The organism is Zestomonas carbonaria, from assembly GCF_904061905.1.
Taxonomy (GTDB): Bacteria; Pseudomonadota; Gammaproteobacteria; order Pseudomonadales; family Pseudomonadaceae; genus Aquipseudomonas; species Aquipseudomonas carbonaria.
Map to the genome: position 1 here is coordinate 25396 of NZ_CAJFCI010000084.1, position 22686 is coordinate 48081.

Consider the following 22686-nt stretch of genomic DNA (forward strand, 5'->3'; position numbering starts at 1 on the left):
GCTGTCCGCCCATCAATAAGAAAAACAACCAGGAGCAAGCCCATGAAACACAGTGTCCGTGATCGATTCTGTCCCCCCCTCCTCCTCGCCCTGGCCATCGGCTGCGCCCTGGAAGGCGCGCCGGCCCAGGCCCATGAGCTGTACAACGAAGGCGAGACCATCCTCAACGCCGACCTCGAAGCCCTCTTCGCGGCAATCCGCAGCGGCGAGAACTACGCCCTGATGGGCAACCGCGACAAGGGCAGCTCCAGTTGGCGCGAGGGCTACATCAAGTACGGCCTGAGCGGCAGCCAGGGCCTGGGCGGCAACGGCACCCTCTACGGCGCCTTCAACCTGGTCAGCTCGGGCACCTGGGGCGACGGCGACGCCGCCGGGATCACCGAAGGCAGCGAACGCCGCACCGACGTGGAAGACGCCTACCTCGGCTGGCGTTCGGGCGGCCTGTTCCCCTGGCTGGGCGAGGACGGCGTGGACATCTCCGGCGGCCGGCAGATGATCGTCGTGGGCGACGGCTTCCTGGTCCAGGGCGACCCGGTGAACTTCGGCGACGTCGACCTCGGCGCCGACTTCGACCGTGGCGGCGCCTACTACCTGGCCGCGCGCAAGGCCTTCGACCAGACCGCCGCGCTGCGCCTGGGCGGCAGCGAAGGCTGGCGCGGCGACCTCATCTGGCTGAAATCGGACAACCGCGCGCAAGCCGAGACCGAACTGGCCATCGCCACCCTCGAACACGTGGCCGAGCCCGGCACCCTGGGCCTCACCTGGATTCGCGGCCTGGACGTCAACCAGCGCTTCGCCGAGATCATGGGCCTGGAGGAGCGCGACGGCATGGACACCGTCAGCCTGCGCGGCAGCGGCAGCCTCGGCGTGGAAAACCTCAACCTGGCCGGCGAATACGTCACCCAGGACAAGGACAGCGGCCGCGAGAACGCCTGGTACCTGGAAGGCTCCTGGACCTTCGCCGACGTGGCCTGGGCACCGACCGCCACCTACCGCTACAGCCGCTTCTCGGAAGCCTTCGACCCGCTGTTCTACGGCTTCAGCCGCGGCTACGGCACCTGGTTCCAGGGCGAGGTGGCGGCCAACTACTCCGGCCCCTTCAACAGCAACAGCAAGGTCCACCACATCGGCCTCAAGGCCACGCCACGGGAAAACCTGGCCCTGGGCGCGCTGTACTTCGACTTCGACACCCTGGACACCGACCGCGGCAACCTCGGCGGCCGCGAACTGGACTTCTACGTGGAATGGATGGTCAACGACCACCTGCTGATCAGCCCGCTGATCGGCTTCTACCAGCCCGACCGCAGCGCCGAACGGAGTGGCTTGCAGTTGGGTGGGGACAGCACCAATACCTACCTGCAATTGTTGGTGGGGACGTTTTTCTAGTCCCGATGGGGGCCTCTCGGCCCCCGGCTCCAGATAAAATCACGGCAGCAGATCCGCTCTGTTTTCCCGCAACCAGTCCGTGACCTGCTCCAGCAACCTCTGCGCCTGCCCAACCGCCTCGGCGGCCATGGAGTCGCTGACCTGGTCACCGGAATAGTCGATGACATTGCGCTGCTTACGCAGTGAGTCGAGCAGCACCATCGTCGGCATGTCCAGGCCGATGGTGCGCGGCAGCGACTGGATCATGGTCTGGTGGTGGCCAGGCTTGCTGGTCAGTGTGCGGTAGCCATTGGCCTGCAACGCCGCATTGGCCACCTGCATGATGGCTTTGTAAGCCATGTCGAAACGCCCTTCGCTGCTGATTCCCGGCAGACGGGCATCGGCCAGGCTTCGCCGTGCCGCATCCAGCAACCGCTGGATATTGGCCGCGTCCGTTGCCACGGCCTCCAAGGTCTTGCCCAACAGATTTTCCAATGTCATCCCTGTCCTCCTGACAGTTGCAGATCGTCCTCATTGCCCACCACGAACAGGCGCGGCTTACCCAGGATATCCCGGGCGAACGCGCCTTTTTCCTCCAACAGCTTCCGCCACTCGCCACGCCCATAGACCTTTGGGTTGATCTCCCGTCCCAGCCTCTCCTGCAATGGATACAAGGCGCCAACCACTTCGGCAAAGCCGGCATCACCTATCACCATCAGGTCGATATCGCTTTCGGCCCGGGCCGTACCGCTGGCCATGGAGCCGAACACGAATGCCGCGTCGATGCGCTCCGCCATCGGCAACAGCGCCTCGGCCAGGACCTCGGCCAGACCGCTGGTCTTGCGCAGGATGCTGGCCAGTTCCGGGAAGATCGGACAGTTTCGGTTGGCCGCGTACAACAACTGGTTGCCGACTCGTTCCTTTACCAGCAACCCGGCCTCGGCCAGCCTGCTCAGCTCCCGGGTCAGCGTACCCGGCTGGGTGCCGGTGAGCCGCGCGATCTCACGCAGGTGATAACGGGACTCCGGATGCAGAAGCAGCAGGCCCAGTACCTTGCGGCGGTAATCCGTGAACAGTAGAGAGGCCAATGACATGGCGACCTTCCAATCGTTGCTTTAAAAGCAACATTTGTAGCCTATAAAGCAACACTTTTAAAGCTTTGAAGCGGGCGACTCACATTCAGTACACGGGGAATTCAGGCGCCACCGTGGCGGTTGCGACTCGCCTGCACGATCCGCTGCGCCGGCACCCGCAGTTGCGCCAGCAGGTATTCGGCGAACTCCGGCGAATAGTCCTGCCGGGCGATAGCCTGCTCCATGCAACCGAGCCAGGCCGCGCTGAGGGATTCGTCGACCGGCCATTGGGCATGGAAACTGGGGATCGCGATGGGGCCGTATTTCTCGCTGAACAGGCGCGGGCCACCCAGCCAACCGCTGAGGAAGCAGGCCAGCTTGTCGCGGGACTGGTCGAGGCTTTCCGGGTGCAGGCGACGCAGGTCGGCCGCCTCGGGGGATTCGTCCATGATCCGGTAGAAGTCGTCGACCAGGCGGCGGATGCCTTCGATTCCGCCTACGGCCTGGTAGGAAGCGTCGCCGACGCCGAATGTCATGGGGGTTCTCCGGGGGAAAAGCGGGATTGTACCGCAGGCACCCTCTCCCCAGCCCTCTCCACTAGGCGTGCCCCCATAGATAGGAGAGAGCACTCCTGCGTTTGCCGATACTCCAGGCTTTCATCCACAGTCACCCCTCTCCCATTCATGGGAGAGGGGCCGGGGGAGAGGGTTGCAAGACACAACGCCCCCTACAACCATCAAACCCTGAAATGACTCACCAGCGTCTGCAGATGCTGCCCCAGGCGCGCCAGCTCGATGCTGGAGGCGGCAGTCTCTTCGCTGGCCGCGGCGGTCTGCTCGGCGACGTCGCGGACGTTCTGGACGCTGCGGCTGATCTCCTCGGCAACGGAGCTCTGCTGCTCGGCCGCCGCGGCGATCTGGTGGTTCATCGACTGGATGTTGCCGACGGTCTGGGTGATGTTGCCCAGCGCCTCCCCTGCCCTGCGGCTCAGGGTCACGCTGTTCTCGGTCAGGCTGCGGCTGTTGTTCATGATCTCCGCGACCTGCTGCGTGCCCTGTTGCAGGCCGACGATCAGCGCCTCGATCTCTTCCGTCGACTGCTGCGTGCGCTGCGCCAGGCTGCGCACTTCGTCGGCGACCACCGCGAAGCCGCGTCCCGCCTCGCCGGCGCGGGCCGCCTCGATGGCCGCGTTGAGGGCCAGCAGGTTGGTCTGGTCGGCCACGGACTTGATCACGTCCATGACGCTGCCGATCCTGTCGCTTTCCTGTTGCAGCAGGGTCATGGCCTCGGCCGAACGCTGTACTTCCGCGGCCACGTGCTCGATGTGCGCGATGGCCTCGCCGACCACCTTGTCGCCCTGGGAGGCTTCGTCGTCCGCCCGCGAGGCCGCCTGCGCGGCCTGTTCCGCATTGCGGGCGACTTCATGGACGGTAGCGGACATCTCGTGCATGGCCGTGGCGACCTGGTCGGTCTCGTCCTTCTGGCTGTTGACGCCGGCACTGGTCTGCTCGGTGACCGCGGACAGCTCCTCGGCGGCGCTGGCGATCTGCGCGACGCTGTCGCGAATGCCGCCGATCAGCTCCTGCAAGGTCGCGGTCATGCGTTGCACGCCCTTCTGCAAGGCGCCGATCTCGTCGCTACGGTCGACCACCCCGACATGGGTGAGGTCGCCGGCAGCCACCCGCTCGACGATCGCCAGGGTGTCCTGCAACGGACGGGTGATCTGCCGGGTGATCAGCCAGGCGGCGATGACGCCCAGCAGCAGGGCCAGCAGCGTACCGACCAGTTGCCAGGTCCTGGCCTCGGCGCTCTCGATGTCGCGGCGTTCCAACTGGAAGTTGTACAGGTCCTCGCTGAGCTTGACGATCTTCTGGCCCTGCTCGGTCATTTCCTTGCGGGCGAGAGCGATGGCGTCGTCGGCCTTGCGGCGCTCGCCGAAGGCCGCCTCGTAGGCCTTCAGCGCCTCGCCCAGGGCGGCCAGGCGGTCCCCGTACCCCGGCGACAGGAAGCTGGCCAGCTCCGCCACCTCGCGGTCGCTCACCGCGAAGCGCTCGAGCGCCGGCTTGGCGACTTCGGCGCCACGGCCGTCGGTGACATCGGTGGACACGTAGGCGAGGGTCGCATGGCGCGTTTCACGCACGCCATCCAGGGTCCGGGCGACGGCCTGGTACTGGTCGAAACGACGCTCGTCGTAGTCCGGCAGGGCCTTCACCGCGTCCTCCAGCTCGATGAGGATCGCCACCGTGCGGTCGGCCTCCGCCGTCATCCGCTCGCGGGCCGCGAGCGCGGCCTTGTAGCCGGCGCGCATGTTGTTCAGGGAGGTCTGGTACAACGCGATCTGCTCGGCCTGCTGCTCCAGCATCCGCACGTTGATCGGGTTCTTGTAGCTGGCCAGGGCCTCCTGGTGCAGCTTCCGGTAGGCATCCAGGGCTACCTGGGTGTTTTCCGCGATGCGCTCGTCACCCTGCGCCACCATGTACTGCAACCTGACGATGCGCAGCTTGGTCAGGGAGTCGTTGAGCTGGGTGATCCCGGTCATCCAGTTGCTGCGCTGTACCAGCAGGCCGATGCTTTTCCAACTGAGGATCGCAAGGAGGCAGGTCAGTACCAGAATCAGTCCGAATCCCAGGCTCAGCTTCTTCGACATCTTCAGGTTGCCAAACCATTCGCGCATAAAAATTCTCCAGCAAACTATCGCTATTTGATTTTCGGGACGCTGGGAGTTTGTTTTTCTTGAAGCCAGACGTTACTCGCTGGCTATAGTCGGCAGCTTTTCCGATTACTGAAGTCGGAAATTAACTGAAGGGATCGAACCCGCCCAGGACGGGTGCCCCACTCCCCGGCGCGTCCCCTCAAGAAGAGCTTTCTTCCCGCGCCTCGCGCTTGGCGCGCAGGTCGCGCACCAGGTCGCTGAACGGCACCGACGGCCGCTCCAGCCTCAGCCCCGCTTCGAAATGACCGGTCTGGGTATTTTCCCGTGACCACAGGCAAACCACGTCGACGTCCGCCTGGCGCATCTGTCCTTCCCTGTCGCGCATGCGCAGGCTCAACTGCAACTGGCTGCCGACCTCGACCAGCGTATCGCCGAGCAGCTTCAGGCCATGCTCGGACAGATCGCCCACGTAACCGACCAACTGGTCGTTGCGGCGATCCCTCACGCGGATACGGAAGATCGAGCGGAAAACGATGCGGTTGTGCTGTCGCATGGCGGCTTTGGCTTTTCGCGGAAAAGAATCCTGTTTTCGCCCACCGAAGACCAGTGGACACGAGCGGCCAATGGTACGCGTGGCGCACATCATTCAATCTCAAAAAGCATCAAAACCGCCCTCCATGGACGCGAACGGCCTCGACCAGCCGGCCGGGAGCACTCCGCACGGCCTTTCTTGCTAGACTAGGCGCCCTTTGCGCCGCCAGCGCGCCGTTGCACCGCTGTCCATAGAACCACGCCGATGCCCCCAGAACACACCACCGCCCGCCCCGCCCTGTCCCGCCGCTTTTCCGTGGCACCGATGATGGACTGGACAGACCGGCATTGCCGTTTCTTCCTGCGCCTGCTGTCCAGGGAAACGCTGCTCTACACCGAGATGGTCACCACCGGCGCCCTGCTGCACGGCGACGCCGCGCGCTTCCTGCGCCACGACGACAGCGAGCATCCGCTGGCCCTGCAACTGGGCGGCAGCAGTCCCGAGGAGCTGGCGGCCTGTGCGAGGCTGGCCGAACAGGCCGGGTACGACGAGGTGAACCTGAACGTCGGCTGCCCCAGCGACCGGGTGCAGAACAACATGATCGGCGCCTGCCTGATGGGCCATCCGGCGCTGGTGGCCGAGTGCGTGAAGGCAATGCTGGACGCGGTGGCGATCCCGGTGACGGTCAAGCACCGCATCGGCATCAACGGCCGCGACAGCTATGCCGAGCTGTGCGACTTCGTCGGCCAGGTGCGCGAAGCGGGTTGCCGGAGTTTCACCGTGCATGCGCGGATCGCCATCCTAGAGGGCCTGTCGCCGAAGGAGAACCGCGAGATTCCGCCGCTGCGCTACGACGTGGCGGCGCAGCTCAAGCACGATTTCCCCGATCTGGAGATCGTGCTGAACGGCGGGATCAAGACTATCGAGGAATGCCGGGAGCACCTGCGCACCTTCGACGGTGTGATGCTCGGCCGCGAGGCCTACCACAACCCCTACCTGCTGGCGCAGGTGGATCGCGAGCTGTTCGACCGCGACACGCCGCAGGTCGGCCGCAGCGAGGCGCTGCTGGCGTTGCGTCCTTATATAGAAAGGCACCTGGCCGAAGGTGGCGCCATGCACCACGTCACCCGCCACGTGCTCGGCCTGGCCCAGGGCTTCCCCGGCGCGCGGCGCTTCCGCCAGTTGCTGTCGGTGGACATCCACAAGACCAAGGAACCGCTGGCGCTGCTCGACCAGGCGATCGAGCTGTTGCAGGGCCGGTAGGATGGGGGTAACCCATCACCACTGGAATCGATGGGTTGCACCCATCCTACGGCAGCTCTCGTAGGGTGCGCCGGCGCACCCTACCTTTCCACCGTCGGTGACACCGCGCCGTTTTCGTAGGATGGGTGTAACCCATCACCGCCGGAATCGATGGGTTGCACCCATCCTACGGCAGCTCTCGTAGGGTGCCGGTCGGTCCGACCCATCATCGGGCCGACCGATCCATCACGGTACCAGCACCACTCGCCCGTCCTTCGGGCAGCCTTCCATGTAGCGGTGCGCCTCGACCACCTTGTCCAGCGGGAAGACCTTGCCGATCTCGGTCTTCAGCAGGCCGTCGCGGGTCAGTTGGTTGATCGCGTTCAGCGCGCGCTCCAGGGCCTCGCGGTCCTGGGGAATGCCCAGGTCCGGCTTGCCGGTGAAGTTGCCCAGGCAGTGGACGAAGAACTGGATGTTCTTCTGGAACGCCGCGCAGGCCGGGAACGGCGTGTTGTTGCCGCCCTGCAGCGCATAGAGCACCAGCCGGCCGCGCGGGGCGAGCACGTCGCCGAGCAGGCACATCTGCGGGCCACCGAGGCCGTCGAGGATGATGTCCACGCCCCGTCCGTCGGTGATCTTGGCGATACGCCCGACCAGGTCTTCCTCCTCGGTGACGATCACCTTGTCGGCGCCGAGGGCGACCAGGTCGTCGCGGTCTTCGGCGTCCTTGGTGGCGGCGATCACCTTCAGGCCGAGCGCCTTGCCGAGCTGCAGCATGGCCGGGCCGTTGCAGTGCGCGGCGTCGGTGAGCAGCACGCTCTCGCCGGGTTGCGCACGGGCCAGGTCGACGTAGGCGAACCAGGCGGTCAGCAGGGCCGTGTAGTGCACCGCGGCCTGCCGGGCATCGAGCTGCTCGGGGTAACGGGTCAGCGAACCCTGCGGCAGCAGCACCTGCTCACCATAGGCGGGGTAGTCGTTGATGCTGTGGGCGATGAAGCTGGCGACCTTGTCGCCGACCGCCAGGCCGGTCACATCGGAGCCGACCGCCAGCACTTCGCCGGCCACTTCATAGCCGAGACCGGCGGGCAGGTGGGTCTGGCAGGTGGAAAGATTCTGCCGCCAGAGCACGTCTATCCAGCTCACGCCAATGGCTTCGGCGCGCACCAGTACCTCGCCCGGGCCGGGCTGAGGGACATCGACCTGTTCGACCTTGAGGACTTCGGCAGGACCAAATTGGTGAAAGCGAATCATGCGGGACATCACGAACCTCGCCTGTGATCTCTAATGGCCACGGACTTTATCGGGGCTTTGGTCTTTAGACTACCCGTTGTCATCGATAGTACACATGAACGGGGATGATGCCGTAGAAGCTCGATCGAAAGCGCTGGAGGCTGGAAAGCCGGACGAACCTCCATTTTTGTCGTGTCCGGAACCTCCACCGACTTGACGGCGACGGTGGTCGCCGTCAGTTTAATTCGCCTGATAGCCAGGGAATGTCCATGAACCGTAACGATCTGCGCCGCGTCGATCTCAACCTGCTGATCGTCTTCGAAACGCTGATGCACGAGCGCAGCGTCACCCGCGCGGCGGAAAAGCTGTTCCTCGGCCAGCCGGCGATCAGCGCCGCCCTCGCCCGCCTGCGCACCCTGTTCGACGACCCGCTGTTCGTGCGCACCGGACGCAGCATGGAGCCCTCGGCGCGCGCCCAGGAAATCTTCGCCCTGCTTTCGCCGGCGCTGGACTCGATCTCCACCGCCATCAGCCGCGCCGCCGACTTCGACCCGGCGACCAGCAACGCGGTATTCCGCATCGGCCTGTCCGACGACGTCGAGTTCGCCCTGCTGCCGGCCCTGCTCAAGCGCATCCGCGCCGAAGCGCCGGGCGTGGTGCTGGTGGTGCGCCGGATCAACTACCTGCTGACCCCGGCGCTGCTGGCCTCCGGGGAGATCTCCGTGGGCGTCACCTATACCGAGGAATTGCCGGCCAACGCCAAGCGCAAGGTGCTGCGCCGCAGCAAGCCCAGGCTGCTGCGCGCCGATTCGATCCCCGGCGCGCTGAGCCTCGACGACTACTGCGCGCGGCCCCATGCGCTGGTGTCCTTCGCCGGCGACCTCGGCGGCTTCATCGACGAGGAACTGGCCAAGCACGGCCGCGAACGCAAGGTGGTGCTCGCCGTGCCGCAGTTCAACGGCCTGGGCAGCCTGCTGTCCGGCACCGACATCGTCGCCACCGTGCCGGACTACACCGCCGCCGCCCTCACCGCCGCCGGCGGCCTGCGCGCCGAGGAGCTGCCGCTGGATACGCCGTCCTTCGAGCTGCACATGGCCTGGCGCGGCGCCCACGACAACGACCCCGCCGAACGCTGGCTGCGCTCGCGGATCCAGATGTTCTTCTCCGACCCGGACAGCCTGTAGGATGGGTGACAACCCATCGCCCCACGCCGGTTGTGATGGGTTGTCACCCATCCTACGTCTCTGGCTTTTTCGTCCAGCCTCCAGCGCTTTTATCGGCTCTTCCATTCGCCTCTATCGATAAAACCCCTCCTTCCATCATTCATATCGATAATCAACTTCGCCCTGTTCGATTCGTTCTCGGCAAACCCGCACCGCAGACTTCGCCCATTCGAAAAACCGTCTGGCGGAGTCCCACATGGAACAGTCAATCAAGGCCTTGCGCTTCCCCCTCGCCGCGCTTTCGCTACTGGTGCTCGCCGCTTGCGGCCGCGCACCGGACGCGGACAGCGCGGCGGCCCCGGCGCCGAAAGTCAGCGTCGCCGAGGTGATCCAGCAACCGATCAACGAATGGGACGAACTCACCGGGCGCCTGGAGGCTCCGGAGTCGGTGGTGGTCCGCCCACGGGTTTCCGGCTACATCGACCAGGTCGCCTTCACCGAAGGCGCGCTGGTGAAGAAAGGCGACCTGCTGTTCCAGATCGACCCGCGCCCGTTCGAGGCCGAGGTCAAGCGTCTGGAAGCCCAACTGCAACAGGCCCGCGCCAACCTCACCCGCACCGAAAGCGAAGCCCGCCGTGGCGATCGCCTGCGGGCCAGCAACGCGATCTCCGCCGAGCTCGCCGACGCCCGCACCAGCGCCGCCCTGCAAGCCCGCGCGGAAGTCGCGGCGACCCAGGCGGAACTGGACAACGCCCGCCTGAACCTCAGCTTCACCCGCGTCACCGCGCCGATCGACGGCCGCGTCAGCCGCGCCGACGTGACCACCGGCAACCTGGTCAACGCCGGCGAAACCCGCCTGACCAGCCTGGTCTCCACCGACAAGGTGTACGCCTACTTCGACGCCGACGAGCGCGTGTTCCTCAAGTACTCGGAACTGTCGCGCAACGGCAGCCGTGGCGACGCCACCCCGGTCTACCTCGGCCTGTCCAACGAAGAAGGCTTCCCGCACCAGGGCCGCATGGACTTCGTCGACAACCAGGTCGATCCGCGCACCGGCACCATCCGCGGCCGCGCCGTGTTCGACAACAGCGACGGCCGCTTCACTCCTGGCCTCTACGCCCGTCTGCGGCTGGTCGGCAGCGCCACCTACAACGCCGCGCTGATCAAGGACTCGGCGGTCGGCACCGACCTCGGCAAGAAGTTCGTGCTGACCCTCGCCGACGACGGCACCGTGGCCTACCGCGCCATCGAGCTGGGCCCGAGGCTGGAAGGCCTGCGCATCGTCCGCAGCGGCCTGGCCGAGGGCGAGAAGATCGTGGTCAACGGTCTGCAACGCGCCCGCCCCGGCATGCAGGTGACCCCCGAGGACGTGCCGATGGCCGACGCCAAGACCCTTGCCAGCCTGGCGCAGAAACGCGAAGCGGTGAGCGCCAGCAACCCGCCGCCACGGGTGGCCCAGCAGGCCGCCGACAAGGGCCCGCGCGGATAGCCTGGCCGTCGCTCCCGCGAACGCGGGAGTCCAGTGAAGCGTTTTCTGGGTCCCCGCGTTCGCGGGGATGACACCCACGAACATTGTCATTCCCGCGAACGCGGGAACCCAATGAACAAGCAGCTTTTACGCCTTGAAAAAGGATTCAGACGATGAACTTCTCCCAATACTTCATCCAGCGGCCGATCTTCGCTGCGGTGTTGTCGCTGCTGGTCCTGATCGGCGGAGCCATCTCGCTGTTCCAGTTGCCGATCAGCGAATACCCGGAAGTGGTGCCGCCAACCGTGGTGGTGCGCGCCAACTTCCCCGGCGCCAACCCCAAGGTGATCGGCGAAACCGTCGCCTCGCCGCTGGAGCAGGCCATCGTCGGCGTGGAGGGCATGCTCTACATGTCGTCGCAGTCCACCGCCGACGGCAAGATGACCCTGACCATCACCTTCGCCCTCGGCACCGACCTGGACAACGCCCAGGTGCAGGTGCAGAACCGCGTCACCCGCACCGAGCCCAAGCTGCCGGAGGAAGTGACGCGCCTGGGCATCACCGTCGACAAGGCTTCGCCCGACCTGACCATGGTCGTGCACCTGACCTCGCCGGATAACCGTTACGACATGCTCTACCTGTCCAACTACGCCGTGCTCAACGTCAAGGACGAGCTGGCGCGGCTGGACGGCGTCGGCGACGTGCAACTGTTCGGCATGGGCGACTACTCGCTGCGCGTGTGGCTCGACCCGAACAAGGTGGCCTCGCGCAACCTCACCGCCACCGACGTGGTCAACGCCATTCGCGAACAGAACCGCCAGGTCGCCGCTGGTGCCCTGGGCGCGCCACCGGCGCCGGGCGACACCAGCTTCCAGTTGTCGATCAACACCCAGGGCCGCCTGGTCAACGAGGAAGAGTTCGAGAACATCATCATCCGCGCCGGCGAAGACGGCGAGATCACCCGTCTGAAGGACATCGCCCGCATCGAACTGGGCTCCAACCAGTACGCGCTGCGCTCGCTGCTCAACAACCAGCCGGCGGTGGCCATCCCGATCTTCCAGCGCCCCGGCTCCAACGCCATCGAAATCTCCAACCTGGTGCGGGAGAAGATGGCCGAGCTGAAGCAGGAGTTCCCGCAGGGCGTGGACTACGAGATCGTCTACGACCCGACCATCTTCGTGCGCGGCTCCATCGAGGCGGTGGTGCACACCCTGCTCGAAGCCATCGTGCTGGTGGTGCTGGTGGTGATCCTGTTCCTGCAGACCTGGCGCGCCTCGATCATCCCGCTGGCCGCCGTGCCGGTGTCGCTGATCGGCACCTTCGCGGTCATGCACCTGTTCGGCTTCTCGCTCAACGCGCTGTCGCTGTTCGGCCTAGTGCTGGCCATCGGCATCGTGGTGGACGACGCCATCGTCGTGGTGGAGAACGTCGAGCGCCACATCGCCCTCGGCCAGCCACCGGTGGAGGCCGCCCGCCAGGCGATGAGGGAAGTCACCGGGCCGATCATCGCCATCGCCCTGGTGCTCTGCGCGGTGTTCGTGCCGACCGCCTTCATCTCCGGTCTCAGCGGGCAGTTCTACCAGCAGTTCGCGTTGACCGTCGCCATTTCCACGGTGATCTCCGCGTTCAACTCGCTGACCCTGTCGCCGGCTCTCGCCGCGCTGCTGCTCAAGAGCCATGACGCGCCCAAGGACCGCTTCTCGCTGCTGCTCGACAAACTGTTCGGCGGCTGGCTGTTCGGCCCCTTCAACCGCATGTTCGAGCGCGCCGGCAACCGCTACGTCGGCACCGTGCGCCAGGTGCTGCGCAAGAGCGGCATCGCCCTGGTCATCTACGGCGGCCTGCTCGGCCTGACCTGGATGGGCCTGTCGACCACGCCGACCGGCTTCGTGCCGCAGCAGGACAAGCAGTACCTGGTGGCCTTCGCCCAGTTGCCCGATGCCGCAACCCTCGACCGTACCGAGGACGTCATCAAGCGCATGTCGGAAATCGCCGCCAAGCACCCGGGCGTGGAGAACACCGTGGCCTTCCCCGGCCTGTCGATCAACGGCTTCACCAACAGCCCGAACAGCGGCATCGTGTTCACCCCGCTGAAGCCCTTCGACCAGCGCAAGGACGCGTCGATGAGCGCCAACGCCATCGCCGCCGACCTCAACGCGCAGTTCGCCGACATCCAGGACGCCTACATTGCGATCTTCCCGCCGCCCCCGGTCATGGGCCTGGGTACCATCGGCGGCTTCCGCGTGCAGGTCCAGGACCGTGGCGGGCTGGGTTACGAGGCGCTGTACGAGGAAGTGCAGAACATCATCGCCAAGAGCCAGGACGTGCCCGAGCTGGCCGGGCTGTTCACCAGCTACCAGGTCAACGTGCCGCAGATCGACGCCGACATCGACCGCGAGAAGGCCAAGACCCACGGCGTGGCGATCAGCGACATCTTCGACACCCTGCAGGTCTACCTCGGCTCGCTGTACGCGAACGACTTCAACCGCTTCGGCCGCACCTACCAGGTCAACGTCCAGGCCGAGCAGCAGTTTCGTCTCGACCCGGAGCAGATCGGCCAGCTCAAGGTGCGCAACAACCGTGGCGAGATGGTCCCGCTGTCGACCTTCATCAAGGTCAGCGACAGCGCCGGCCCCGACCGGGTGATGCACTACAACGGCTTCATCACCGCCGAGATCAACGGCGCCGCGGCGCCGGGCTACAGCTCCGGCCAGGCCGAGGCGGCGATGGAGCGGCTGCTGAAGGAAGAACTGCCCAACGGCATGAGCTACGAATGGACCGAGCTGACCTACCAGCAGATCCTCGCCGGCAACTCCGCGATCTACATCTTCCCGCTCTGCGTGCTGCTCGCCTTCCTGGTGCTGTCCGCGCTGTACGAGAGCTGGAGCCTGCCGCTGGCGGTGATCCTGATCGTGCCGATGACCCTGCTGTCGGCCATCGCCGGGGTGATCCTCGCCGGCAGCGACAACAACATCTTCACCCAGATCGGCCTGATCGTACTGGTGGGCCTGGCGTGCAAGAACGCCATCCTCATCGTCGAGTTCGCCAAGGACAAGGAAGAGGAAGGCCTGAACGCCTGGGACGCCGTGCTGGAAGCCTGCCGCCTGCGCTTGCGGCCGATCCTGATGACATCCATCGCCTTCATCATGGGCGTGGTGCCGCTGGTCCTCTCTTCCGGCGCCGGTGCGGAAATGCGCCATGCCATGGGCGTCGCGGTGTTCAGCGGGATGATCGGGGTGACCTTCTTCGGCCTGCTGCTGACCCCAGTGTTCTACGTACTGCTCCGTGGCTTCGTGGCGAACCGCGAAGCCCGCAAGGCCCAATCGACCGAGGTACACGCATGAGTGCCATGACTGGATCGTTCCCGCGCTCCCGCGTGGGAATGCCGACCCGGGCGCTGCGCGCCCTCACCATCGGCGCACTGGCCCTGGCCATCAGCGCCTGCGCCGTCGGCCCGGACTACCGGGCGCCCGAGACCGGGCAGGCCCGCGTGGCCAGCGCCGACGACGGCAAGTACGACCGCGCGCGCTTCGAAGCCCTGTGGTGGCAGCAGTTCGACGATCCGACCCTGAACCGCCTGGTCGACCAGGCCCTGCAGGGCAACCGCGAACTGCGCGTGGCCTTCGCCCGCCTGCGCGCCGCCAGGGCGATCCGCGACGACGTGGCCAACGACCAGTTGCCCGTGGTCACCAGCGGGGTCAGCGCCGAGATCGGCAAGGGCCAGCAGCCCGGCCTCACCGAGAGCCGGGTCAACAGCGAGCGCTACGACCTCGGCCTCGACATGGCCTGGGAGCTCGACCTGTTCGGTCGCATCCAGCGGCAGATCGAAGCCAGCGACGCCGACATCGGTGCCGCCGAGGCCGAGTTGCAGCAGTTGCAGGTCAGCCTGATCGCCGAACTGGTGGACGCCTACGGCAGCCTGCGCGGCGCACAACTGCGCGAAGGCATCGCCCGCAGCAACCTGGAGAACCAGAGCGAGTCCCGCGACCTCACCGAACGCCTGCGCGACGCCGGGGTCGGCAGCGAACTCGACGTGCTGCGCGCCGAGGCACGCCTGGCGGCCACCGAAGCCAGCCTGCCGCAACTGCAGGCCGAGGAAGTGCGCGCCCGCAACCGCATCGCCACCCTGCTCGGCCAGCGTCCGGAACAGCTCGACGCCGATCTCGCCCCGCGCCCGCTGCCGGCCATCGCCAAGGCCCTGCCGATCGGCGATCCCGGCGAACTGCTGCGCCGTCGCCCGGACATCCGCGCGGCCGAACGCCGGCTGGCGTCGGCAACCGCCAACGTCGGAGTAGCCACCGCCGACCTGTTCCCGCGCGTCAGCCTCTCCGGCTTCCTCGGCTTCACCGCCGGGCGCGGCTCGCAACTGGGCTCCTCCGCCGCGCGCGCCTGGGGCGTGGCGCCGAGCATCACCTGGGCGGCGTTCGACCTGGGCAGCGTGCGCGCCCGCCTGCGCGGCGCCGAAGCAGAAGCCGACGGCGTGCTGGCCGAGTACGAACAGCAGGTGCTGCTGGCCCTGGAAGAATCGGAGAATGCCTTCAGCGACTACGGCAAGCGCCAGCAACGGCTGCTCTCGCTGCTGCGCCAGAGCGAGGCCAGCCGTGCCGCGGCCGAACAGGCGGCGATCCGCTACCGCGAAGGCACGGTGGACTTCCTCGTCCTGCTCGACGCCGAACGCGAACGCCTGGCCGCCGAGGACGCCCAGGCGCAGGCCGAAGTCGAGCTGTATCGCGGCATCGTCGCCATCTACAAGGCCCTCGGCGGTGGCTGGAGCGCCCAGCCCTCGGCCTGACCCTATCCGCTCCGCCTTGCCCGTGGTCATTGTGCTCCCGCCACGGGCTTTTTTATGCCCGCGATTCGACACGCAATCGATGGGTTGCACCCATCCTACGTGCTCCGCGCGCACCGATAAGCTTCGTAGGATGGGTGAAACCCATCGCCCCGGGAGTCGATGAGTCCCCCCTGGAGCGACATCCATCATTCCCGGCGGAACGCCGCACACATCGCCAGGCAAACGGTGCGCCCTAGCTTTCCATCGCCCTGGCGTAGCCGCTTGGCGCGAAGCGCAGGGTCACGCCCAGCATCGCGACCACGAACACCGCCAGCAACACCCAGGACACCTGGAAATCGCCGGTGACATCGCGCAGCCAGCCGGTCAGGTAAGGGATGATCCCGGTGATGATGAAGCCGATCCCCTGCACGAAGGCCGCCAGGCGGCCCGCCGCGCCGGGGTCGGAAAGGTGGTCGAGGGTCAGCGTCAGGCTCAGGGCGAAGCAGGCGCCCAGGCCATAGCCGATCAGCGCCACCCACAGCCCCGGCAGGTGCAGCGGTGCCAGCAGCAGTCCGGCGAAACCCGCGAGCTGGATCAGCAGGACCAGGCAGAGCCAGGGCCGGCGGTCCGCGGAGCGTCGGATGAGCATCGGCATGCTCAGCGCGGCGAGCACCTGGAAGATGGTCATCAGGCCGATCAGCTCGCCGCTCGCCTGGGCGCTCCAGCCGAGCTGGCGGTAGGACACCGGCAGCCAGGCGACCATGCTCGTGTAGCCACCGTTGATCAGGCCGAAATACACCGCCAGCAGCCAGGCCCGCCGGCTGGCGAAGAAATGCCCGCCCGACTGCGCGCGGGCCAGCGCACCCGCCTCCCGAGGCCGGGCCAGGCCCCACAGCGACAAGCCGAGCAGCGCCGGCAGCAGCCAGATGCCGAGACCATCCTGCCAGTGCCCGGAATGCTCGGCGACCATCGGCGCCAGCACCGCCGCGCAGCCACCACCGGCCATCAGCGCCGCCGAGTACAAGCCCATCGCCGCCGGGACCTTGTGCGGGAACCAGCGCTTGATCACCCCCGGCACCAGCGCCTGGATGATCGCCACCCCGCTGCCGGCCAACACCGCGCTGAGCACCAGCGCTACGCCGCTGTCCAGCAACAGGCGCCACAGGCAGGCGGCGGCGATGGCCAGCAAGCCGAAGGCCATCCCCCGCCCTTCGCCCAGCCTCGGGCCGATCCAGGGCAGCGCCAGGGCGAACAGCCCCATGCACAGCACCGGCAACACGGTGAGCAGCGAAGCGCCCTGGAAGCCCAGGCCGGTGGCCTCGCGAATCTCCGCCAGCAGCGGGCCGATCGACGTCAGGATCGGCCGCAGGTTGATACCCAGCGCGACGATCACCAGCAGCCCCAGCCAACCGGCCCGGGCTTGCTCCTCCGCGTGGTTGCGGGACAGTTCGAGACTCATGCCCGGCGCTGCCGCCAGAGGTCGTACAGGCCCTCTTCGCCCCGCGGCCGCAGCGGCCTCATCGGCAGCGCCTGCTCCCGGGGCGGGAGCGCCATCTGCGCGTAGACCGGCGCGGTCGACAGGCCGAAAGCCTCGCCGTCCTCGTTGGAATAGGCGAAATAGACCGCACTCACCCCGCACAGGTGCATGGCCGCCAGGCACATCGGGCAAGGATGGCCGCTGGCGTAGATCACGCAGCCGTCCAGGCGCGGGCTGCCGAGCGCCCTGCTGGCCCGGCGGATGGCCAGAAGCTCGGCGTGGCCGGTGGGGTCCTGGTCGAGGTGGATTTCGTTCGCCGCGCGGGCGATGACCTGCCCATCGCGGACCAGCACCGCGCCGAACGGCCGGCCTCCCGCCTCGACATTGGCGCGGGCCAGGGCGACGGCTTCGCGCATGAAATCTTCGTGTTGCATGGGGCCTCCGGCTCTTGTCCCGACTTGCCGGAAGTATGTCGAGACGGATTTGTATGGTGAAATTAAATGATGGAATGCAAACCAGTGGGAATCCGAATGCTCGATCCAGTCCTGTTGCGCAGCTTCGTCATGGTGGTGGATGTCGGCAACTTCACCCGCGCCGCCGAGCACCTGCACCTCACCCAGTCCACCGTCAGCCAGCAGGTCCTGCGACTGGAACAGGCCCTGGGATGCCGCCTGCTCGATCGCAACCAGCGCCAGGTCCTGCCCACCGAGGAAGGCGAACGGCTGCTCGGCTATGCCCGGCGCATCCTGCAACTGGGCGAGGAAGCCCGGCAGGCCCTGGACACGGAGCACAGCGAGGGCGCCCTGCGCCTGGGCATGCCCGAGGACTTCGCCGGCGAACGCATGATGCCGCTGCTCGCCGCCTTCAGCGCGCAGCGCCCGCGCCTGCGCCTGGAGGTGTCCAGCGGTCTCAGCCACGAACTGCTGCGCCAGTACCGCAACGGCGAGCTGGACCTGTTGCTGGTCAAGCAATGGGGCGCCGACAGCGACTGCCTGGCGCGCTGGCCGGAACCGCTGCACTGGCTGGACAGCGCGACGCAGCCCAGTGCCGGACGCGAGCCGTTGCCGCTGGTGGTGTTCCCGCTCGGCGCCCTGTACCGCCAGGAAATGATCCATGCTCTGGAAGGCACCGGCCGGCGCTGGCGGATCAGCTATTGCAGCGCCAGCCTGGCCAGCCTCGCGGCGGCGGTCGCCTCCGGCATGGGCGTCAGCCTGCTGCCGGAACGCTGCCGGCAGGCCACGCACCGGGTGTTGACGGCCGATGATGGTTTCCCGCCGATCGGCGGCCTGGAACTGGCGCTCTACGCCCGCGCCGAACTCGGCAGCGCCGGACGCAGCCTGTGCGAACAGTTGCAGCACCTGTGCGGTCAGATGGCGGTCACCGACGCCCGTTGAGACGCCGACGCGGCTCGGGTAAGGTCGAACCATTCGCCACGACAAGGCCACCGCCATGACCTCCAAGCTGGACCAACTGAAAGCCATCACCACCGTGGTCGCCGACACCGGCGACATCGACGCCATCGCCCGCCTCAAGCCGGTCGACGCCACCACCAACCCTTCGCTGCTGCTCAAGGCCGCCGCCCTGCCGCGCTACGCGCAGCTCCTGCAGGATGCCGTGGCCGGCAGCAATGGCGATCTCGGCCTGGCCTGCGACCGCTTCGGCGTGGCCGTCGGCCAGGAAATCCTCAAGGTCATTCCCGGACGCATCTCCACCGAAGTCGATGCGCGCCTGTCGTTCGATACCCAGGCCACCCTGCAACGCGCCGAACGCCTGATCGGCCTCTACGAACAGGCCGGCATCGGCCGCGAACGGGTGCTGATCAAGATCGCCGCCACCTGGGAAGGCATCCGCGCCGCCGAGCAACTGGAAAAGGCCGGCATCCAGACCAACCTGACCCTGCTGTTCTCCTTCGCCCAGGCCGCCGCCTGCGCCGACGCCGGGGTGTTCCTCATCTCGCCCTTCGTCGGCCGCATCTACGACTGGTACAAGAAGGCCGAGGGCCGCGATTTCGCCGGCGCCGAAGACCCCGGCGTGAAGTCGGTGACGCGCATCTACGACTACTACAAGGCCAATGGCTACCCAACCGTGGTGATGGGCGCGAGCTTCCGCAACCTCGGCCAGATCGAGCAACTGGCCGGCTGCGACCGCCTGACCATCAGCCCCGAGCTACTGCAGCAACTGGCCGACGATGCGAGTCCCCTGGAACGCAAACTGGCCCCCGGCAAGGCCGGCGAAGCACGCCTGGCGCTCGACGAAGCGGGTTTCCGCTGGAGCCTGAACGAAGACGCCATGGCCACCGAGAAGCTCGCCGAAGGCATCCGCCTGTTCGCACGCGACCAGGAGAAGCTGGAGGCCCTGCTGGCCAAGGCGTAGGGTGCGCCGTGCGCACCTTTATCGGGGGGCAAGAACAGTGTCTGGCTGCCCCCTTGGGGAGCGGAGCGCACAGCCTGGGAGCGAAGTCCGATGGGTATCGCTTCGCTCAACCCATCCTACGGGCCACCTCGTCGCTCCCGCGCACGCGGGAGCCCAGAAAACGCCACACGGACAAACGAAAACGCGCGCCATCGGGCGCGCGTTTTCGTTTGGAAGAACGGATCAGCCCCGTTCGAGGGCGTTGACCAGGTCGTGGAAGGCTTCGCGGTTGGACTCGTTCAGGCCCATGAGGATCTTGTGCGCCTCCAGCACCTTGGCCCTCACCACATCCTCGGACTGGTCCTGGGACGGCAGGTCGTCCAGGCATTCCGGGCAGGGAATCGGCCGGTCGACGATGTTGAACACCTGATCGAAGCCCATCGACTCCAGCAACCGGGTGATGTCCTCGTTGGTGGTCATCAGGGTCGGCAGCAGGCCGATCTTCTGCCGCGAGAGAATGGACAGCTTGGCCAGCAGGCCGAGGGTGGTGCTGTCGATGCTGCGGGTTTCAGTGAGATCGATGATGATCGCGTTGAAATTCAGCGAAGTGAAGATCTTTTCGATGGTGGCATCCAGCGCCGAACAGAGAGTCAGACGCACTTCACCGACAAACTTGAGGACGAAGGTGCCGTCCTGCTCGGCGAATTGAATTCTACCGGTACTCATGCACGCCTCTCATGCGCTCGCTCATGCAAGGTTTCTGCTCAACACCAACAGGGCAATGTCGTCCGGCATTTCGCCGAGACTGCCCAGTCCGAACACCTGGCGTAGACCATCAAGAGTGCCCCCCGCCTTGCTCACCAGCTCAGGTAGAGCCGTCTCTTTGTCTTTGAGTGTATCGCCGGGCAAAAGGTCCAGAATGCCATCAGACAAGAGGGTAATGCTGAAGGACTCCGGCATATCCATGACCAGGTCGGTATAGGTCGCTTCATCGAACAACCCCACCGGCAGGCCCTTGCCTTCCAGGTAGCTTGCCTTGCCGTCGCGGTACAGCACCGGCAGCGGCAGGTGCCCGCCGATGCTGTAGGTCAGCGTGCCGGCGACCTGGTCGATCACGCCGCCGAGCATGGTCACGTGCTTGCCCAGCTTGCAGTTGATCAGCCCGCGGTTGATATGGGCGAGCACGTCCGACGGCTTGAATTCCGGCAACCGCCCGCCCCGCCGCGACTCGTAGAGCAGCCGGGTGGTCATGAACTTGAGCAGCACGGTGACGAACGCCGAGGAAGCCCCATGCCCCGACACGTCGGCCAGGTAGAAGGCCACGCGATGGTCGTCGAGTCGGAAGTAGTCGACGAAGTCGCCGGACAGGTACAGCGAAGGAATGATCTGGTGGGCGAAGCGCAGGTCGTCGGCCTCCCAGGGGGTGACCGGCAGCATGTTCATCTGCACCTGGCGCCCGGCGTTCTGGTCCTCCTGCAACAGGTGCAGGCTGGCCTCCAGTTCGCGGTTGGCGGTTTCCAGCTTCTCGCGGTAGCGGCGGTTTTCCAGGCGCAGGTGGGAACGGTCCAGGGCGCGGCGCACCGAGTGCTCGAGGACCGCCAGGTCTTCCAGGGGCTTGATCAGGTAGTCGGCGGCGCCCAGGCGCAGGGCCTCGACCACGTCGCCCATCACCCCGGCCCCGGACACCACGATCACCGGGACCTCGACCTCCAGGGAATTGATCCGGCGGATCAGCTCCAGGCCATCCACCTGCGGCATGCGCAGGTCGCACACGACCAGATCGGGCTTCTCCCGTTCGAAGACCTCCAGTCCCTGGAGGCCATTGGCGGCCTGCAGGACGCTGAAGCCGCTGTCTTCCAGGTAGGCCGCGAGACTTGCGCGGACTACGTCGTCGTCATCGATTATCAGCAGCGTGGCACTGGGATTGTGCATGGGATACCAGGCAAACGGCGCCAGGAAAATTGGCGGAAGCGTCGGGGAAGCGCCCCTGAACGCGTGTACTCGGTTCACATCAAGGCGCAGACGGTACTCCCATCCGGAGCCCGATTCAAGCGCGGACCGATTGCCGCGGAGGCGCCTTTACACTTGGAATAATCGAAGGTTATAAGAGCCGCACGAGCCTATATAAAAGAGGACTGGCGCATGGACCGTGACTACAGCGAAAAGCGCGATTTCATCCGCATGCGCCTGGAAGTCCCCGTCACCCTGCTGCACGCCGGCAGGGAAATCCCGGCGGTCTGCCTGGACCTGTCGAGCAGCGGCATGCAACTGGAAGCATCCTGCGCGCTGAACATCGGCGACCACGTGCGAGTGGTGATCCCCTCCCCACACGACGAGCTCAAGGGTCTCGACGTCGAAGCCAAGGTGGTGCGCCTCGCCGCCCTGGAAGACGGCCGGCAGTCGCTGGGGCTGGTCATCGTGGCGATGGACTGAGCCGCCCCTGCGCTATTGGGTGGGTTCCCGCGTTATTTGCCGGGTTTACTGGGTCCCCGCGTTCGCGGGGATGACACGACTCGATCTTCATCCCCCTGTTCGCAGGAGCGACACGAATCCGATAGTCATCCCCGCGAACGCGGGGACCCGGAAAACGAACCAGCGCTAGAAGTCGTCCTCGACCTCGCCATCCTTGACCTTGAACTCGCGGTTCTGCAGGTACACGTTGCGGATGAACACGTACTTGTCGCCGGTGACCATCTTCTCGGCCGACAGCAGGTCGGCGCGGGTGTCGATCACATCGACGCCACGGATCACGTTGCGGGTCGGCACGTGGTCGATATACGGATAGGGCTCGAGGAAGCTGTCCGGGATCTTCGCCGGCGCATCGCGCAGGGTGCTCGGCCCGAAGAACGGCAGCACCAGATAAGGCCCGCTACCGACCCCCCAGGCGCCGAGGGTCTGGCCGAAGTCCTCGTCGTTGCGGTCCAGCCCCATCCTGGTGCCGACGTCGAAGAAGCCGAGCAGGCCGAAGGTGGTGTTGAAGATCAGCCGGCCGGTATCGACCCCGGCGTCGTGGAACTTGCCCTGCAGCAGGTTGTTGGCCAGGTTGCCGACGTCGCCCACGTTGTTGAACATGTTGTGCACGCCGTCCTCGAGGAACTGCGGGGTCACCTTCTGGTAGCCCTGCGCCAGGGGCTTCAGGGCATAGGTGTCGAGGGTGTCGTTGAAACGGAAGATCGCCCGGTTGAAGCCCTCCCAGGGGTCTTCCTCGGTGGCGGCTCCGGCAGCCATCGGCAACAACGCCAGGCCGAGACAGGCGAGCACCCGCCCCAGGCTGTCAGTCCAGTTCGCAGCGAGCAAACGCATTGCAGTCTCTCCATGAGAATAAGTAGTGTGACGCCTCCACAACGCTGAGCCGCCATC

At 66.3% G+C, this 22686-nt stretch carries 20 protein-coding genes; 9 read left to right on the plus strand and 11 right to left on the minus strand.

Annotated elements, in window-relative coordinates; all coding sequences use genetic code 11:
• Positions 1 to 42 precede the first annotated feature (42 nt).
• Positions 43 to 1386, plus strand: a complete 1344-nt coding sequence (locus tag PSEWESI4_RS23065; RefSeq protein ID WP_235979000.1) for an alginate export family protein — start codon at positions 43 to 45, stop codon at positions 1384 to 1386.
• 39 nt (positions 1387 to 1425) lie between these two features.
• Here PSEWESI4_RS23065 and PSEWESI4_RS23070 read toward each other — a convergent pair whose 3' ends face one another.
• The 5 genes from PSEWESI4_RS23070 to PSEWESI4_RS23090 form a co-directional block, all read right to left on the minus strand.
• A complete protein-coding gene (locus PSEWESI4_RS23070) occupies positions 1426 to 1866 on the minus strand; it encodes a DNA-binding protein (protein WP_187673581.1) in 441 nt (146 codons plus the stop codon).
• On the minus strand, positions 1863 to 2459 hold the full coding sequence (locus tag PSEWESI4_RS23075; protein WP_187673582.1) for a nucleotidyltransferase domain-containing protein: 597 nt from the start codon (positions 2457 to 2459) through the stop codon (positions 1863 to 1865). Before PSEWESI4_RS23075 ends, PSEWESI4_RS23070 begins: the two co-directional genes overlap by 4 nt.
• A 101-nt stretch (positions 2460 to 2560) precedes the next feature.
• Positions 2561 to 2974 (minus strand): group II truncated hemoglobin, encoded by a 414-nt coding sequence (locus PSEWESI4_RS23080; RefSeq protein WP_187673583.1) that lies wholly within the window; start codon positions 2972 to 2974, stop codon positions 2561 to 2563.
• Positions 2975 to 3174: 200 nt separating this feature from the next.
• Complete coding sequence (locus PSEWESI4_RS25590; RefSeq protein WP_187673584.1) at positions 3175 to 5112, minus strand: HAMP domain-containing methyl-accepting chemotaxis protein; 1938 nt, start codon at positions 5110 to 5112, stop codon at positions 3175 to 3177.
• A 178-nt stretch (positions 5113 to 5290) separates the two neighbouring features.
• A complete protein-coding gene (locus PSEWESI4_RS23090) occupies positions 5291 to 5644 on the minus strand; it encodes a PilZ domain-containing protein (protein ID WP_187673585.1) in 354 nt (117 codons plus the stop codon).
• 243 nt (positions 5645 to 5887) lie between these two features.
• On the opposite strand from PSEWESI4_RS23090, the gene dusA reads away from it, so the two are divergent.
• On the plus strand, positions 5888 to 6886 hold the full coding sequence (gene dusA / locus PSEWESI4_RS23095; RefSeq protein ID WP_187673586.1) for a tRNA dihydrouridine(20/20a) synthase DusA: 999 nt from the start codon (positions 5888 to 5890) through the stop codon (positions 6884 to 6886).
• A 225-nt stretch (positions 6887 to 7111) separates the two neighbouring features.
• Here dusA and PSEWESI4_RS23100 read toward each other — a convergent pair whose 3' ends face one another.
• On the minus strand, positions 7112 to 8125 hold the full coding sequence (locus tag PSEWESI4_RS23100; RefSeq protein WP_187673587.1) for a zinc-dependent alcohol dehydrogenase family protein: 1014 nt from the start codon (positions 8123 to 8125) through the stop codon (positions 7112 to 7114).
• A 239-nt stretch (positions 8126 to 8364) separates the two neighbouring features.
• On the opposite strand from PSEWESI4_RS23100, the gene PSEWESI4_RS23105 reads away from it, so the two are divergent.
• From PSEWESI4_RS23105 to PSEWESI4_RS23120, 4 genes are all read left to right on the plus strand, one after another.
• Positions 8365 to 9279, plus strand: coding sequence for a LysR family transcriptional regulator (locus PSEWESI4_RS23105; protein WP_235979001.1), 915 nt, complete (start codon positions 8365 to 8367; stop codon positions 9277 to 9279).
• A gap of 235 nt (positions 9280 to 9514) precedes the next feature.
• Positions 9515 to 10747, plus strand: a complete 1233-nt coding sequence (gene mexE / locus PSEWESI4_RS23110; RefSeq protein ID WP_187673588.1) for a multidrug efflux RND transporter periplasmic adaptor subunit MexE — start codon at positions 9515 to 9517, stop codon at positions 10745 to 10747.
• Positions 10748 to 10899: 152 nt separating this feature from the next.
• A complete protein-coding gene (locus tag PSEWESI4_RS23115; protein ID WP_187673589.1) occupies positions 10900 to 14070 on the plus strand; it encodes an efflux RND transporter permease subunit in 3171 nt (1056 codons plus the stop codon).
• A 38-nt stretch (positions 14071 to 14108) separates the two neighbouring features.
• Positions 14109 to 15518, plus strand: coding sequence for an efflux transporter outer membrane subunit (locus PSEWESI4_RS23120; protein WP_187673634.1), 1410 nt, complete (start codon positions 14109 to 14111; stop codon positions 15516 to 15518).
• A gap of 232 nt (positions 15519 to 15750) precedes the next feature.
• On the opposite strand, the gene PSEWESI4_RS23125 is transcribed toward PSEWESI4_RS23120, so the two are convergent.
• Positions 15751 to 16956, minus strand: coding sequence for a CynX/NimT family MFS transporter (locus PSEWESI4_RS23125; protein ID WP_187673590.1), 1206 nt, complete (start codon positions 16954 to 16956; stop codon positions 15751 to 15753).
• Positions 16953 to 17408 (minus strand): nucleoside deaminase, encoded by a 456-nt coding sequence (locus PSEWESI4_RS23130; protein WP_187673591.1) that lies wholly within the window; start codon positions 17406 to 17408, stop codon positions 16953 to 16955. Before PSEWESI4_RS23130 ends, PSEWESI4_RS23125 begins: the two co-directional genes overlap by 4 nt.
• A 96-nt stretch (positions 17409 to 17504) precedes the next feature.
• Between PSEWESI4_RS23130 and PSEWESI4_RS23135 the strand changes: the two genes are divergently transcribed.
• Both PSEWESI4_RS23135 and tal read left to right on the plus strand, forming a co-directional pair.
• Complete coding sequence (locus PSEWESI4_RS23135; protein ID WP_187673592.1) at positions 17505 to 18368, plus strand: LysR family transcriptional regulator; 864 nt, start codon at positions 17505 to 17507, stop codon at positions 18366 to 18368.
• A 55-nt stretch (positions 18369 to 18423) separates the two neighbouring features.
• Complete coding sequence (gene tal / locus PSEWESI4_RS23140; RefSeq protein WP_187673593.1) at positions 18424 to 19347, plus strand: transaldolase; 924 nt, start codon at positions 18424 to 18426, stop codon at positions 19345 to 19347.
• A 222-nt stretch (positions 19348 to 19569) separates the two neighbouring features.
• On the opposite strand, the gene rssC is transcribed toward tal, so the two are convergent.
• Together rssC and rssB are read right to left on the minus strand one after the other, a co-directional pair.
• Positions 19570 to 20052 (minus strand): anti-sigma factor antagonist RssC, encoded by a 483-nt coding sequence (gene rssC / locus PSEWESI4_RS23145; protein ID WP_187673594.1) that lies wholly within the window; start codon positions 20050 to 20052, stop codon positions 19570 to 19572.
• 21 nt (positions 20053 to 20073) lie between these two features.
• The gene (rssB, locus tag PSEWESI4_RS23150; protein WP_187673595.1) at positions 20074 to 21258 is read right to left on the minus strand and encodes a two-component system response regulator RssB; all 1185 of its coding nucleotides are present in this window, start codon (positions 21256 to 21258) and stop codon (positions 20074 to 20076) included.
• A 210-nt stretch (positions 21259 to 21468) separates the two neighbouring features.
• Here rssB and PSEWESI4_RS23155 point away from each other — a divergent pair, with 210 nt between their 5' ends.
• Positions 21469 to 21759 carry a PilZ domain-containing protein gene (locus PSEWESI4_RS23155; RefSeq protein ID WP_187673596.1) on the plus strand — a complete coding sequence of 97 codons (291 nt, stop codon included), beginning with the start codon at positions 21469 to 21471 and terminating at the stop codon, positions 21757 to 21759.
• 165 nt (positions 21760 to 21924) lie between these two features.
• Here PSEWESI4_RS23155 and PSEWESI4_RS23160 read toward each other — a convergent pair whose 3' ends face one another.
• The gene (locus PSEWESI4_RS23160; RefSeq protein ID WP_187673597.1) at positions 21925 to 22629 is read right to left on the minus strand and encodes an MlaA family lipoprotein; all 705 of its coding nucleotides are present in this window, start codon (positions 22627 to 22629) and stop codon (positions 21925 to 21927) included.
• Positions 22630 to 22686: the final 57 nt, after the last annotated feature.